A 14,349-nucleotide genomic window follows, 5' to 3' on the forward strand; every position below is an offset into this window, starting at 1 on the left:
AAGGACTCGAAGGTGATCGTGGCGATCAACAAGGACCCGGAAGCGCCGATTTTCAGCGTCGCCGATTATGGTCTGGTGGGCGATCTGTTCACGGTCGTGCCGGAACTCGTGAGCGAGCTTGGCTAAGCGCCGCAGCGCCGGTTAAAAGGCGTCTGGCAGCACACGAAAGGGCGCGGGACCTATCAAGTCCAGCGCCCTTTTTTTATCGACAGACAGGCAGGAGGAGAACTGAAATGAGCTACACGGCGCCGATCAAGGACATGCTGTTCGTGATGAAAGAACTGGCCGGTCTCGAAGACATCGCGACGCTGCCGGGTTTTGAGGACGCAAACCTCGACACGGCTCAGGCCGTGCTCGACGAGTCGGCGAAACTGTGCGGCGAAGTGCTGGCGCCGCTGAACGTCGAAGGCGATCGCAATCCGAGCAGTTGGAAGGATGGCGTGGTTACCGCGACGCCCGGTTTCAAGGATGCGTTCCGCCAGTTTGGCGAGGGCGGCTGGCAAGGCGTGCAGCATCCGGTCGCCTATGAAGGCCAGGGTTTGCCCAAGCTGATCGCCACCGCCTGTATCGAGATGCTGAACGCGTCAAACCTGTCGTTCGCGTTGTGCCCACTACTCACGGATGGCGCCATCGAAGCGCTACTCACGGCCGGCAGCGAAGAGCAGAAGCAAACCTACGTGCCCAAGCTGATTTCCGGCGAGTGGACCGGCACGATGAACTTGACCGAGCCGCAGGCCGGTTCGGATCTCGCGCTGGTGCGCACGCGCGCCGAGCCGCAAGGTGACGGATCGTTCAAGCTGTTCGGCACCAAGATTTTCATTACGTGGGGCGAGCACGATATGGCGAAGAACATCGCCCATCTCGTGCTGGCGCGCACGCCGAATGCACCGGAAGGCGTGAAGGGCATTTCGCTCTTCATCGTGCCCAAGTTCTTGATCAATGAAGATGGTTCGCTCGGCGAGCGCAACGACGTGCATTGCGTGTCGATCGAACACAAGCTCGGCATCAAGGCGAGCCCAACGGCTGTGCTGCAATTCGGCGATCACGGCGGCGCGATCGGGCACCTGATCGGCGAAGAAAATCGCGGCCTCGAGTACATGTTCATCATGATGAACGCGGCGCGCTTCGCGGTGGGCATGCAGGGCGTCGCCGTGTCGGACCGTGCGTATCAGAAGGCTGTGGCGTATGCGAAGGATCGCGTACAAAGCCGGCCGGTCGATGGCTCCGCGAAGCAGCCGGTGGCGATCATCCAGCACCCGGACGTGCGCCGCATGCTCGCGACGATGCGTGGTCTCACCGAAGCGTCGCGCGCGTTGGCTTATGTCGCCGCGGGTCATTGCGATATCGCGCATCGTCATCCCGACGAGGCAAAGCGCGCTGAACATCAGGCGATCTACGAATACCTCGTGCCGATCGTGAAGGGCTGGAGCACGGAGCTATCGATCGATGTGACGAGCCTCGGCGTGCAGGTGCATGGCGGCATGGGCTTCATCGAAGAAACCGGCGCCGCTCAGTATTACCGCGATGCGCGCATTCTGCCGATCTATGAAGGCACGACGGCGATCCAGGCCAATGACCTGATCGGCCGTAAGACTGTGCGCGACGGCGGCAAGGTGGCGAAGTCGCTGCTGGCCGGCGTGGCTGAAACCATCGAAGCACTCGGCGCACAACAGGGCGCTGCGTTCGAATCGATGAAGACGTATCTGGCGCAGGGGCATCGTTCGCTGAGCGCGGTGGTCGATTTTGTTGTCGTTAACATGAAGAGCGATCCCAACGCCGTGTTCGCCGGCAGCGTGCCGTATCTGAAGCTGGCGGGTGTCGTCCTGGGCGGCTGGCAGATGGCGCGCGCATTGCTCGTGGCGGCTGAAAAGCGCGCCGAGGATCCGTCGTTCTACGGCGCGAAGATCGCGACCGCACAGTTCTATGCCGAGCACGTGTTGCCGCTGGCTTCGGCGCTGGAGGCGTCGATTGTGAGCGCGAAGGGTGGGGAGAGTGTGCTGGCGTTGTCGGACGATCAGTTCTGATGCTGCCTGTTTTTCGAGCCAGCTAGTAGAAGGAGAAGGCTCATGCGTGAAAAGACAAACGGCGCCTTGTGGGCGCCGTTTGTCTTTGTCAGGCCGGTTTGCCTGCGATGACGCATCGGCTCAACCGCTCGCGAAGCGTTAAAGCATTAGACCTTATGCATAAGCCGGGCGATGTGCGCCGGCTGTTTCGCCGAGATAGCGATGCACCGACAGATCGTCCGCCTTGATCGCCGGCTGCTTGCCTGACATCACGTCGGCCAGCAGTTGACCCGAGCCGCACGACATCGTCCAACCCAGCGTGCCGTGACCCGTGTTCAGGAACAGGTTCGGCAGAGGGGTGCGGCCGACGATCGGCGTACCGTCCGGCGTCATCGGACGCAGGCCGGTCCAGAAGGTGGCTTTCGACGTGTCGCCACCGCCCGGGAACAGATCGTTCACGCACAGTTCCAGCGTTTCGCGGCGCGCCTCACGCAACGATTTGTCGAAGCCGACGATCTCCGCCATGCCGCCGACACGAATCCGGTCGTCAAAGCGCGTGATCGCGATCTTGTAGGTTTCGTCGAGCACGGTCGAAACCGGCGCCGCCGCTTCGTTGACGATCGGTGCGGTGATCGAATAACCCTTGAGCGGGTAGACGGGAATCTTGACGAGGCCGGACAGGAACTTCGTGGAGTACGACCCGAGCGCAACAACGAACGAATCCGCGCGCACCAGTTCCGCGCCGCATTGCACGCCGGCGATACGGCCACCCGCCACGGCGAGCGCGTCGATCGGCGTGTTGTAGCGGAACTCGACGCCCAGTTCTTCGGCCAGCGCGGCAAGACGCGTGGTGAACATCTGGCAGTCGCCGGTTTCGTCGCCAGGCAGGCGCAGACCGCCCGTCAGTTTGTGCGAGACAGCGGCGAGTGCCGGTTCGGCTTGCGCGAGTTCGGCCGGCGACAGCAGTTCGTACGGCACATTGGCATCCTGCAGCACGGCGATGTCTTTCGCGGCGCCGTCGAACTGTTGCTGCGTGCGGAACACCTGCAGCGTGCCACCCGTACGGCCTTCGTACTGGATGCCGGTTTCGGCGCGCAGTGCCTGCAAGCAATCGCGGCTGTATTCGGCGAGACGGACCATGCGGCCCTTGTTCACCGCATAGCGGGACGACGTGCAGTTCTGCAGCATCTGCCACATCCATTGCAACTGGAATTGCGTGCCGTCGAGGCGGATTGCCAGCGGCGCGTGTTTCTGGAACATCCACTTGACAGCCTTCAGCGGCACGCCCGGCGCGGCCCACGGCGACGCGTAGCCCGGCGAGATCTGACCCGCATTGGCAAAGCTCGTTTCGAGTGCGGGGCCGGCCTCGCGATCGATCACCGTCACTTCATGACCGGCACGCGCCAGATAATAAGCACTTGTCACCCCGACGACGCCACTGCCCAAAACGACGACTCGCATAACTGCTCCAGAGAAAGGTCTGAGGGCGGCGCGCTCGTCGATTCGTTGAATTCGTTCGATTAACGAGGTGTAACGCGGATCGCCCAGTGTTAACCGCTATACTATTAACAGTCAGGCAGGTTTTGTTATTGTATTTTCAGGATTTTCAGCAAAAACACTATGCGTACACAGCGCCAACCGGTCCGGGCCCTCGACAAACTCGATCACAAGATCCTGCGGCTCCTGCAACAGGACGGCCGGATGGCAATGAAAGACCTCGCGGAACAGGTCGGGTTGTCGGTTACGCCGTGCATCGAGCGCGTCAAACGGATGGAGCGCGACGGCGTGATCACCGGCTATCACGCGCGGGTGAACCCGGCTGAGCTGGGCGCTGCGCTGCTGGTGTTCGTCGAGATCACGCTCGATCACAAAAGCGGCAACATGTTCGACCAGTTCCGCCGCGAGGTGCAGAAGATCCCCGAGGTGCTGGAGTGCCACCTCGTGTCAGGCGATTTCGACTATCTGATCAAGGCGCGTATCGGTGAAATGGCCGATTATCGCAAGCTGCTGGGGGACATCCTGCTGCAGCTGCCCGGCGCGGTGCAGTCGAAGAGCTATGTGGTGATGGAAGAGATCAAGGAAACGCTGACGATTGCGGTTGGCGAGTAGCTGCCCACGAAGGTCCGTAGCTGGGCTCGACAAACGGCGCAAACACTGTATATTTATACAGGTGTTTTCGCCGTTTCTCGTTTTTTACGTGCTCCAGCCGTGACCGATTCCGACCCCCACTTCGCGAATGAATTTCCGATCGCTCCGCCCGTGCCTCGCAAGGGGCGTGGCGCGGTGACGAACATGCAGGGCCGTTACGAAGTCGACCAGCGCGAAGGGGTGGACGACGGCTGGGTTTCGTCGTCCGAGGAAGACCTCGAGCCCAAGGTGTTGCGCACGCAGGTGTTCGAAGAGCGGGCCAAGACCATTCTCACGCGCAACGCGTCGCCGGATATTCCGTTCAGCGTGTCGTTGAACCCGTATCGGGGCTGCGAACATGGCTGTATCTACTGCTTCGCGCGGCCGACACATAGTTATCTGGGGCTCTCACCCGGTCTCGATTTCGAAAGCCGCGTTTACGCGAAGATCAACGCGCCGGAATTGCTCGAGCGCGAGTTGTCGAAGAAGTCCTATGTACCCGAGCCGATCGCGCTCGGCGTCATTACCGACGCCTGGCAGCCGGCCGAACGCGACTTGCGGCTGACGCGGCGCGTGATCGAAGTGCTCAGCGAGCGGCAGCACCCGTTTGCGGCGATCACCAAATCATCGCTGATCGAGCGCGATATCGATCTGCTCGCCCCTATGGCGGCGCGCGGGCAGTTCATGGCGGCCATCACCATCACCACGCTGGACGCGGATATTGCACGCACGCTCGAGCCGCGTGCGGCTACGCCTTCGCGTCGATTGCGCACCATCCGTACGCTAAGTGAGGCGGGTATTCCCGTTGGTGTGAGCATCGCGCCGGTGATTCCATTCGTCACCGAGCCGGACATGGAGCGGGTGCTGGAAGCCTGTGCCGAGGCCGGCGCATCTAATGCAAGCTACATCGTGTTGCGCTTGCCGTGGGAAGTGGCGCCGCTATTCAAGGATTGGCTCGCGGCACATTTTCCCGATCGTGCTGACCGGGTGATGAGCCGCGTGCGCGATATGCGGGGTGGGAAAGACTATGACTCGAACTTCTCCACTCGCATGAAGGGAGAAGGGTTGTGGGCAGATTTGCTGAAGCAACGTTTCCATCAGGCGGCGCGGCGGCTCGGCTTAAACCGGCGCGATCGCGGCATTCTGGATATGTCGCATTTCCACCGGGTCGAGTTGGCGCGTGCTGAACCGCCGCCGCGCGACAATCCGCAATTGAGGCTTTTTTAGCGTGATGCGCGGCGGCAGCTCACTGCGACAGCGCTTTGGCGGCTTGAACCTGACCTTCGAAGTAAGTCTGAAACGAGATTGCGAGGCCCGTCATCAGCAGGAACGCGCCGATCAGCAGCGAAAAAATCACGATGAAAATGACCGTCCAGCCCGAGCGGCTTTTGCGCTGGGCTTGCGGGTTGAACTGTGCGTCCCATTTGTCATCCGGACGCAGGCCATAGACGATCGCAGCCAGAAAAGCGGAAAGCAGCGACACGGCGCCGAAAAAAGCGAGTACCCAGCCGAGCATCGAGGCCCGCTCGCTCGCCACCACCAGCATGGCGCCCGGAATCCCGATCAGGGTGCCGAGCAGATGAGCCCAGCCATAAATGTCGCGCATGCCGTACAGATAGAAGCGGTGAGCGCCGAGGCTGCCGAAGAAGAATGCCAGCGCAGCGGTAATCGTCTTGGATCTGAAATGCGAGGAAGTCGAAGCAAGGGTGGACATGTAGGCGAGAGCAGAGTGACAGGCGGGCGAAAGGAGCGGCGCGCCGGTGGGCGCGGACCGTCGGGCATTCTACGCCACGCGGTCTGGTGATGCTCACGTGACGGGTGAGTGCGTCGATGACTAAGGCGTGGAGTAGGTCACCCGGTAAACCGCGCCGGCGTAGTCGTCGCTGATCAGGAGTGAGCCGTCCGGCATCGGTTGCACGTCGGCCGGACGCCCCCATACCGTTTCGTCTGGCTGGAGCCAGCCTTCGGCAAAGATCTCCTGGTGCGCGTTGCTGCCGTCCGGGTTGGTGATCACCCGCACGACACGGTAACCGACCTTTTTGCTGCGATTCCACGAACCGTGTTCGGCGATGAAAATATTGTCCCGATAGGCGCCCGGAAACATCGAGCCGGTGTAAAAGCGCATGCCGAGCGAGGCCACATGCGCCCCGAGTTTGACAACCGGTGGCGTGAAGGCGCTGCACGGATGATCTTTGCCGAATTCGGGGTCGGGCGTGTCGCCGCCATGGCAGTAGGGAAATCCGAAGTCCATGCCGGCGCGTGGCGCGCGGTTGAGTTTGTCGTCCGGTACGTCGTCGCCCATCAGATCGCGACCGTTGTCGGTGAACCACAGTTCGTGCGTTACCGGGTGCCATGCGAAGCCGACCGTGTTGCGAATGCCGCGGGCCACGACTTCATAGTGGCTGCCGTCCGGGTTCATGCGGCCAATCAGTCCAAAGCGGTCGCGGTCTTTCAGGCAGACGTTGCAGGGCGCGCCTTGCGGCACGTAAAGCTTGCCGTCCGGCCCGAAAGCAATGAATTTCCAGCCGTGATGCGTTTCGGTCGGCAGTGTGTCGGTGACAATAACCGGTTTGGGCGGGTCGCTCAGGTGAGTGTCGATCGCGTCGAAGCGTAGAATTTTCGACACCGCGGACACATACAATGCGCCGTCCCGCCACGCGACGCCGGCCGGCGTTTCCAATCCGGACGTAATCACGTGACGTGCTGTCACGTGCCCATCGCGCAGCTCGAGCGCGTAGACATGGCCGTCGAGGCTGCCTATATAGAGGATGCCTTTCGGCGAGAGCGCCATACCCCGCGCGCTGGGTACCGCGTCCGACAGGACTTCGATATGGAAGCCCGGCGGCAGTTTGATGCGTTCGATCGGCAGTGCGGCTAACGCCGGCAGGGTGGCGGCCGCCAGCAACAACATTGCGCCGATGCGAAGGGTCCCAGCGCGGGCGGCACCCGAAACGCCGGCAACTGGCGAAAATCCGGTAATTCGCCGAAAGACGGCGCGTAAAACGGAAAAAAACGCAGGCGGTGGCAGGAGTTTCATGGGCGCTCCGTCAGGTAATTCGGGCGTTTCGGCGCATTCCAAGCCCCCCGCCTGTATGGCCGGCGCAACCCGGTCACTCAGTTTATCCCCGTAAGTGTTTGTTATGGCGTCGGTTTCCCGCTATAATCGCGTGTTTCAGTCGTTCCGCACCCCGGTTTTCAAGGATTCTAATATGGTCATCATCCGCTTGGCTCGTGGCGGCTCCAAGAAGCGCCCGTTCTACAACATCGTCGCAACCGATTCGCGCAACCGTCGTGACGGCCGCTTCATCGAACGCGTTGGCTTCTACAACCCGGTCGCTACGAAGGGTGAGTCGCTGCGTATCGCTCAAGACCGCCTGACGTACTGGCAAGGCGTTGGCGCACAACTGTCGCCGACCGTCGCGCGTCTCGTGAAAGAAGCGCAAAAGGCGCAGCCGGCTGCTTAATGGTAGCTAGCATGCGTATCGTCGTCGGTTCGGCCGGCGGCTCGCGCAGCTTGCGTGAGCAGTCCGATGCGCGAGTTTTGCTGAAGCAGACGTCGAAGTCGGCAGTGAGGTGTTCTTATGTCTGAGCGTGATTCCGGCGGTTCAGGTAGCGCAAAGGCAAAAGCGGCAGCCCCGCGCGCAAAGACGTCTGGTCAGGCGCCGTTCGGCGCATTCGTCCGCAAGCCGGTCGAAAAAGCCGAAGGCAAGGCGAAAGCCAAAGTTGCAAACACCGCTTCCAGCGCGGCAGAAATGCGGATGGAAACGGTGGAAAGCTGGCCGGCCGACGCGGTCGAGGTCGGTGCAATCGTCGACGCTTACGGCCTCAAAGGCTGGGTCAAGGTAGCCGCGCATGCGGATGCCGGACATGGCGGAGACGCGTTGCTAAGCGCAAAGCGCTGGTGGTTGCTGAAAGGCCACGAGCGCAAGTCGGCGCCGTCATTACAGGCAAAAACGCATAGCGACAGTATCGTTGCCCATCTGGGCGGCGTCACTGACCGCGATGTGGCACTGGCACTGCGCGGCACGCGCGTTTACATCAGCCGCAGCGAATTTCCGGCCCTCGGGGCCGATGAATTCTACTGGGTCGACCTGCTCGGCCTGGATGTGGTGAACGTTGCCGGGGTCCACCTCGGCAAGGTTGCAGACATGATCGACAACGGTGCGCACTCGGTGTTGCGCATCGAATATCCGGATACCGACAAAAGCGGTAAGCCGGTCACCGGCGAGCGTTTGATCCCGTTCGTCGGCGTCTTTGTCAAAACGGTGGATCAGGCGGCGAAGCAGATCATCGTCGACTGGGAAACCGATTATTAAATAATTTCGCTGACTGGAGAGAGCGATGCAGTTCGATGTCGTGACGCTCTTTCCGGACATGTTTCGTGCGCTGACCGACTGGGGTATCACCAGCCGTGCGGCGAAGCAGGAGCGCTACGGGTTGCGTACGTGGAATCCGCGCGATTTCACCACCGACAACTACCGCACAATCGACGATCGCCCCTACGGCGGCGGCCCCGGCATGGTCATGCTGGCCAAGCCTCTGGAAGACGCGATCGGTGCGGCGAAAGCCGCGCAAGCGGAGCAGGGCATCGGCGCGCCGCGCGTCGTGATGATGTCGCCGCAAGGCGCCACACTGAATCACGATCGCGTCATGCAGTTCGCGGCCGAACCGGGCCTGATTCTGTTGTGCGGGCGCTATGAAGCGATCGATCAGCGTTTGCTCGACCGTGTTGTCGACGAAGAAGTCAGTCTCGGCGACTTCGTGCTGTCCGGCGGCGAATTACCTGCAATGGCGTTGATGGACGCGGTGGTGCGTCAATTGCCCGGCGTGCTGAACGACTCGCAATCGGCGGTGCAGGACAGTTTTGTCGACGTGCTGCTGGATTGTCCGCATTACACGCGCCCGGAGGAATACAACGGTGTGCGTGTGCCTGATGTGCTGCTCGGCGGCCATCATGCGGAAATCGAAGCGTGGCGTCGGCGTGAGGCTTTGCGTAACACGTTGAACAAGCGGCCCGATCTGATCGTGAAGGCCAGAAAGAACAAGATGTTGAGCCGTGCCGACGAGGCATGGCTTGCGAGTCTCGCAAAGGAAGCGTCCAAGGCATAAAGCCGTGGAGCTTTCGAGCGGACATAGGCGGCGCCGCACATGCGTGTACGGTGCCAGATGTGAACCCATCCTCTATCGGGGCCGTAGCCAAGTGTTTTCACGAGGCAGGTACGAACGCCGACAAGATGGACTTAGGAGTCAGTGATGAATCTGATTGCAAAACTCGAGCAGGAAGAAATCGCGCGCGCCCTCGGCGAGAAGACCATCCCCGAATTCGCCCCCGGCGATACGGTGATCGTCAGCGTGAACGTGGTTGAAGGTACGCGTAAGCGTGTTCAGGCTTACGAAGGCGTCGTGATCGCCAAGCGTAACCGTGGTCTGAATTCGTCGTTCATCGTCCGCAAGATTTCGTCGGGCGAAGGCGTCGAGCGTACGTTCCAGACGTACTCGCCGTTGCTGGCAAGCATCGTCGTGAAGCGTCGCGGCGATGTGCGTCGTGCGAAGCTGTACTACCTGCGCGACCGTTCGGGCAAGTCGGCTCGGATCAAGGAAAAGCTGGTCGCCAAGAAAGACCGCGCTGCTCCGGAAGCGTAAAAGCTGTAAGAAAAAGCACCCCTCGCGGGTGCTTTTTTGTTTGCCAGGTCAAAATAGCGGCATGTCCCCTATCCGCTCATTCCGAGAGACCCGTTGATCCGCCCCGCCTTTGAGCCTGAAACCCTGCCTGTCGAAGCGACGGGTGCCGATCTGCCGCCGGTGGTTGCCGGGCGCCTGACGCCCGATGGTCTGCGCGGGCGGTTCGAGCAGCGTCTCAGTTGGACGCCTGAACCGATTATCGAAGCGCCCTGGCGCGATAAGCACGTCGATCCGCGCGTGGCCGCCGTGCTGGTGCCGTTGGTCGTGCGCGACAACGGTCTCACCGTGCTCCTGACTCAACGTGCCGACCATCTGAACGACCACGCCGGCCAGGTGAGCTTCCCCGGCGGCCGCCATGAGCCGTTCGACGCCGACGCGACCGCCACGGCCTTGCGCGAGGCGCAGGAAGAAGTCGGCCTCGATCCGTCGCGCGTTGAAATTCTCGGTGCGTTGCCCGACTATCTGACGGGCACCGGGTTTCGCGTGACGCCGGTGATCGGTCTTGTGCATCCGCCTTTCACGTTGAAAATGGATGCACTTGAAGTAGCCGACGTCTTCGAAGTCCCGCTCGCATTTCTGATGGACCCCGCGCATCACGAGGAACGCGTGTTTCGTTACGAAGGCGGCGAGCGGCGCTTTTTCGCGATGCCCTATCCGCGGGCGGCGTCGGCGCAGACGGAAGATCGTGAGGGTCAACCGGGCGGCCATTATTTCATTTGGGGCGCAACGGCGGCGATGCTGCGCAACTTCTATCGCTTTCTCGCGGCGTAAGCCACGGCGGTCTGTGCAGTTGTTGGGTGTTTGTCAACGTCTGCGCTCAGTCGCATCCGACCCTGTGCTATCGTTATAAAACAATCGTAAAACTCGAAAAGCACGGCGCATCGCATGACTTTTTTCTCCGTATTGCTGGCTCTGATCATTGAACAGGTGCGCGCGCTGTCGCCGAACAATCCGGTGTCCGCGCTGCTTCAATACCATGCGGAGTCGGCGGCGCACGGATTCGATGCCGGCAAGCCCAGGCATGGCCTGCTCGCGTGGCTCGTGGTAGTGGTGCCGTGGACGCTGGCTGTCGCGCTTGTCTATTACGTGCTCTACCACATTCACTTTGCACTGGCCTTCCTGTGGAATGTCGCCGTGCTGTACTTCACGCTTGGCTTCCGGCAGTTCAGCCATTACTTCACCGACATTCACCTCGCGTTGAACAACGACGATGTGCCGCGCGCGCGTGAAATCCTGAATGAATGGACCGGGCTCGACACCGTCGACATGCCCGTCAGCGAGATCGTGCGCCATACGCTGATTCACGCGGTGGTGGCCTCGCATCGGCACGTGTTTGGGGTTTTCTTCTGGTTCCTGATTCCGGTCGGGCCGGCGGGCGCGGTGCTGTATCGGATCGCCGAGTATCTGGCACGCGCATGGGCACGGCCAGTCGACGATCGCACGGTCGCCTTCTCGAGTTTTGCGCAGCGGGCCTTTTTTGTGATCGACTGGGTGCCGGCGCGGCTCACGTCGCTGGGTTTCGCGATTGTCGGCAATTTCGAGGACGCGATTTATGCCTGGCGCAATCACGCGCGCCAGTGGCCGGATGCGAATGACGGTGTGCTGCTGGCTGCGGGCAGTGGGGCGCTTGGCGCGCGTTTGAGTGGGCCGCTCGCTGAGCAGTCGAGCCTCGACGCGCTCGCCACGGGCGACGGTGGCCCGATGCAGGTCGGTGACGACTGCACGCCGCGCACGCTGCAATCGGCAGTGGGCCTCGTGTGGCGCGCGGTGGTCCTATGGATGATTTTGTTGTTGATGCTCACGATCGCGGTATGGCTCGCGTGAATCGGCGCGTCGCTAACGCGATGCAATAGAAAAAGCCGGGTTCTTACCCGGCTTTTTTGCGCTCACCGCAGTGGCCTCACTACCTGCCCCCCGAACCCGACTGCGTCATCCATCCAGCGGATCCCGCGCCGTTCCGCACTGCCAGCACACCGTGAACTGCGCTTCGAGCGTCTCCCCACACTGATGGCATTGCCATGAAGGCGAACCTGGCGTTGGTCCATGCGCCGCTGCATCGATCAGCCGTCGCGCCATTGCCTCGTCGCGTTCGTCGACAAGCCACAACTCCGGCGCGCACTGATCCGCCGGAATATCGCCGAGCGCGCCGTTCAGGTAACGGTTGTGCAACTCGCAAGCGATGCCCGCCGTCTCCAGCACATTGACCCAATGCTGTCCGATGATCAGATTCGGCGCGCGCATCAGTTTCATCGTGAATCCGAGGGTTGAAAGCGACGCGCGCGTTAGCGCACGATCTGACTGGCTTCATGCACCAGTTGCGCATACAGAGCATGCCGTTCGCGCCGGATCCGGCCATCGGCAACCGCTTCGAGAATTGCGCAACCCGGCTCCTGCAAATGATGGCAGTTGTAGAAGCGGCAGTTCGGCAGCAACGGCCGGAATTCGGGAAACGCGCGTTCGAGCCGGCCTTCGGTGAGGTGATGCAGACCGAATTCCTGGAAACCCGGCGAATCGATCAACGCGCCGCCGTCGGCACCGGGCAAAGGGTAGAGCCGCGTGAACGTGGTGGTATGCCGGCCGCTGTTCAGCGCGGTCGAGATCTCACGGGTGGCGACTTCCGCATCTGGAATCAGCAGATTCACCAACGTGGATTTACCCATGCCCGACTGGCCGAGCAGCAGCGTCGAATGACCTTGCAGATGTTCCAGCAAAGCAGGTCGCGCGTTATCAGGCTGCGTCTTGATCGACACTTCGACCACCGTGTAGCCGAGCGCGCGGTACGGTTCAAGCCGTTTGCGCGCGCCCTCCAGCGCACCGGTCACGTCGATCTTGTTCAGCACGATCAACGGCTTCAGTTCGTTCGCTTCGGCAGCGACCAGCGCGCGGCCGAGCAGGTCTTCGCTGAAATGCGGCTCGGTCGCGAGCACGATCAGCAACTGATCGAGATTCGCGGCAAACAGCTTCGACTTGTACTGATCCGAGCGATACAGCAGATTGCGACGTTCGCCGATCTCGACGATCACGCCCTGGTCCGCCGAAGTCGGCTCGTAAATCACGCGATCGCCGACCGCCACCTCGCTGCGCTTGCCGCGCGGGAAGCACTGGAGCATCGGGCCGCCGTCTTCCGGCGCGACCAGGTAGTGGCGCCCATGCGCGGCAATCACGAGCCCGCCTACGCGTGTGCTGGACGGCGCGCGCGGCGCTTTCGGGGAGCGGCCGCTCATGCGTGCCGCAGCAGGCGGTCGATCCGCTGCGACGCCGGCGGATGCGAGTAATAGAACGCGGTATAGATCGGATCGGGCGTCAGGGTCGACGCGTTGTCCTCGTATAGCTTGACGAGCGCGTTGACGAGGTCTTGCGCATCGGTTTGCGTGGCGGCGAACGCGTCGGCTTCGAACTCGTGCTTGCGTGAGCTAAGGCTGCCGAGCGGCGTGACAAAGAACAGGAATACCGGCAACGCGAGGAAGAACAGCACCAGCGCGAGGCCGCTATTGCCGCCGATCAGCGACGGCCGCACGCCCAGCCCTTCGTAGAACCACACGCATTGCGTCAGCCAGCCGAGCAGGGCGAGCATCACCAGACTGATCGCGAACGTGACGACCATCCGCTTGATCACGTGACGGCGCTTGAAGTGGCCAAGTTCGTGCGCGAGCACCGCTTCGATCTCGCTGCCCGACAGGCGCGCGATCAGCGTATCGAAGAACACGATCCGCTTGGCCGCGCCGAAGCCTGTGAAGTAGGCGTTGCCATGTGCCGAACGGCGGCTGCCGTCCATCACGAACAGGCCCTTCGCGGCGAAACCGCAGCGCTGCATCAGCGCTTCGATGCGGCTTTTCAGCGCCTCGTCCTTGAGCGGTTCGAACTTGTTGAAGAGCGGTGCGATAAACGACGGATACAGCACCAGCACGAGCATCTGGAATGCGACCCAGACGATCCACGTCCACAGCCACCACAGGCTGCCGGCCTGGTTCATCAGCCACAGCACGACGAAGAGCAGCGGCAGGCCAAATGCGGCGCCGAGCAGCAGGCCCTTGAGCCGGTCGAGGAAGAAAATGCCCTTGCTCATCCGGTTGAAGCCGAAGCGCTGTTCGACCACGAATTGCCGGTAGTACTCGAACGGCAGATCGATCACGCCGGTGATCGCGATCACCGCCGCGACCAGTACGATCTGACCGACGTAGCCGCGGCCCAGCCAGTCGGAAATCGCCAGATCGAGTGCCTGAACGCCGCCCAGCAGCGTCAGCCCGATCAGGACGGCAGCGCCGACGACGACCTCGATCATCGCCAGCCGTGTGCGTTCGATGGTGTAGTCGGCGGCGCGCTGGTGCGCGGTGAGCGCGATGGTGCCGGCGAACTGGCTCGGCACCTGGTCGCGATGGCCGGCGACGAAGCGGATCTGCCGCGACGCGAGCCACAGTTTGGTGCCGACCATCGCCACAACGGCGACGACGAACAGGACAGTGAAGTACAGGGTGGGCATCCGGGGATTCCGTGGTAACTATGCGAGAATTATATGTTTCTTCCCGCTTCGTGGCGG

General features: G+C 61.8%; 15 protein-coding genes and 1 pseudogene. 10 read left to right on the forward strand and 6 right to left on the reverse strand.

Annotation, left to right across the window (positions count from 1 at the left end):
• Positions 1–126: pseudogene (locus HWX91_RS29825) on the forward strand (electron transfer flavoprotein subunit alpha/FixB family protein); the annotation flags it as partial.
• Between the two features lie 107 nt (positions 127–233).
• Positions 234–2,024: an acyl-CoA dehydrogenase gene (locus HWX91_RS29830; protein ID WP_028199270.1), complete on the forward strand. Its 1,791-nt coding sequence runs from the start codon at positions 234–236 to the stop codon at positions 2,022–2,024.
• A gap of 153 nt (positions 2,025–2,177) precedes the next feature.
• On the opposite strand, the gene HWX91_RS29835 is transcribed toward HWX91_RS29830, so the two are convergent.
• Positions 2,178–3,464, reverse strand: a complete 1,287-nt coding sequence (locus HWX91_RS29835; RefSeq protein ID WP_028199269.1) for a D-amino acid dehydrogenase — start codon at positions 3,462–3,464, stop codon at positions 2,178–2,180.
• A gap of 159 nt (positions 3,465–3,623) precedes the next feature.
• Here HWX91_RS29835 and HWX91_RS29840 point away from each other — a divergent pair, with 159 nt between their 5' ends.
• Positions 3,624–4,112 carry an Lrp/AsnC ligand binding domain-containing protein gene (locus HWX91_RS29840; protein ID WP_028199268.1) on the forward strand — a complete coding sequence of 163 codons (489 nt, stop codon included), beginning with the start codon at positions 3,624–3,626 and terminating at the stop codon, positions 4,110–4,112.
• 99 nt (positions 4,113–4,211) lie between these two features.
• Positions 4,212–5,357, forward strand: a complete 1,146-nt coding sequence (locus HWX91_RS29845; protein ID WP_028199267.1) for a PA0069 family radical SAM protein — start codon at positions 4,212–4,214, stop codon at positions 5,355–5,357.
• Between the two features lie 19 nt (positions 5,358–5,376).
• Here the strand turns inward: HWX91_RS29845 and HWX91_RS29850 are convergent, their stop codons facing one another.
• Positions 5,377–5,844, reverse strand: coding sequence for an NINE protein (locus HWX91_RS29850; RefSeq protein ID WP_028199266.1), 468 nt, complete (start codon positions 5,842–5,844; stop codon positions 5,377–5,379).
• Between the two features lie 120 nt (positions 5,845–5,964).
• The gene (locus tag HWX91_RS29855; RefSeq protein ID WP_028199265.1) at positions 5,965–7,167 is read right to left on the reverse strand and encodes a PQQ-dependent sugar dehydrogenase; all 1,203 of its coding nucleotides are present in this window, start codon (positions 7,165–7,167) and stop codon (positions 5,965–5,967) included.
• A gap of 172 nt (positions 7,168–7,339) precedes the next feature.
• Here HWX91_RS29855 and rpsP point away from each other — a divergent pair, with 172 nt between their 5' ends.
• The 6 genes from rpsP (at position 7,340) to HWX91_RS29885 (ending at position 11,636) form a co-directional block, all read left to right on the forward strand.
• Positions 7,340–7,594: a 30S ribosomal protein S16 gene (gene rpsP / locus HWX91_RS29860; protein WP_012734974.1), complete on the forward strand. Its 255-nt coding sequence runs from the start codon at positions 7,340–7,342 to the stop codon at positions 7,592–7,594.
• 117 nt (positions 7,595–7,711) lie between these two features.
• Positions 7,712–8,446: a ribosome maturation factor RimM gene (gene rimM / locus HWX91_RS29865; protein ID WP_028199264.1), complete on the forward strand. Its 735-nt coding sequence runs from the start codon at positions 7,712–7,714 to the stop codon at positions 8,444–8,446.
• 25 nt (positions 8,447–8,471) lie between these two features.
• The gene (gene trmD / locus HWX91_RS29870; protein ID WP_028199263.1) at positions 8,472–9,239 is read left to right on the forward strand and encodes a tRNA (guanosine(37)-N1)-methyltransferase TrmD; all 768 of its coding nucleotides are present in this window, start codon (positions 8,472–8,474) and stop codon (positions 9,237–9,239) included.
• Between the two features lie 144 nt (positions 9,240–9,383).
• Positions 9,384–9,773: a 50S ribosomal protein L19 gene (gene rplS, locus HWX91_RS29875; protein ID WP_007180916.1), complete on the forward strand. Its 390-nt coding sequence runs from the start codon at positions 9,384–9,386 to the stop codon at positions 9,771–9,773.
• A 93-nt stretch (positions 9,774–9,866) separates the two neighbouring features.
• Complete coding sequence (locus HWX91_RS29880) at positions 9,867–10,583, forward strand: CoA pyrophosphatase (RefSeq protein ID WP_028199262.1); 717 nt, start codon at positions 9,867–9,869, stop codon at positions 10,581–10,583.
• Between the two features lie 114 nt (positions 10,584–10,697).
• Entirely contained in the window at positions 10,698–11,636 is a 939-nt protein-coding gene (locus tag HWX91_RS29885) for a CobD/CbiB family protein (protein ID WP_028199261.1), read from the forward strand.
• A 105-nt stretch (positions 11,637–11,741) separates the two neighbouring features.
• Here the strand turns inward: HWX91_RS29885 and HWX91_RS29890 are convergent, their stop codons facing one another.
• From HWX91_RS29890 to HWX91_RS29900, 3 genes are read right to left on the reverse strand one after another with little or no spacing between them, the layout of a single operon-like run.
• Positions 11,742–12,062, reverse strand: a complete 321-nt coding sequence (locus tag HWX91_RS29890; protein WP_028199260.1) for a putative signal transducing protein — start codon at positions 12,060–12,062, stop codon at positions 11,742–11,744.
• Positions 12,063–12,094: 32 nt separating this feature from the next.
• A complete protein-coding gene (gene rsgA, locus HWX91_RS29895) occupies positions 12,095–13,036 on the reverse strand; it encodes a ribosome small subunit-dependent GTPase A (RefSeq protein ID WP_028199259.1) in 942 nt (313 codons plus the stop codon).
• Entirely contained in the window at positions 13,033–14,292 is a 1,260-nt protein-coding gene (locus tag HWX91_RS29900) for a M48 family metallopeptidase (protein WP_028199258.1), read from the reverse strand. Before HWX91_RS29900 ends, rsgA begins: the two co-directional genes overlap by 4 nt.
• Between the last annotated feature and the right edge of the window lie 57 nt (positions 14,293–14,349).

Source organism: Paraburkholderia fungorum (assembly GCF_902833645.1).
GTDB classification, from domain to species: domain Bacteria; phylum Pseudomonadota; class Gammaproteobacteria; order Burkholderiales; family Burkholderiaceae; genus Paraburkholderia; species Paraburkholderia fungorum.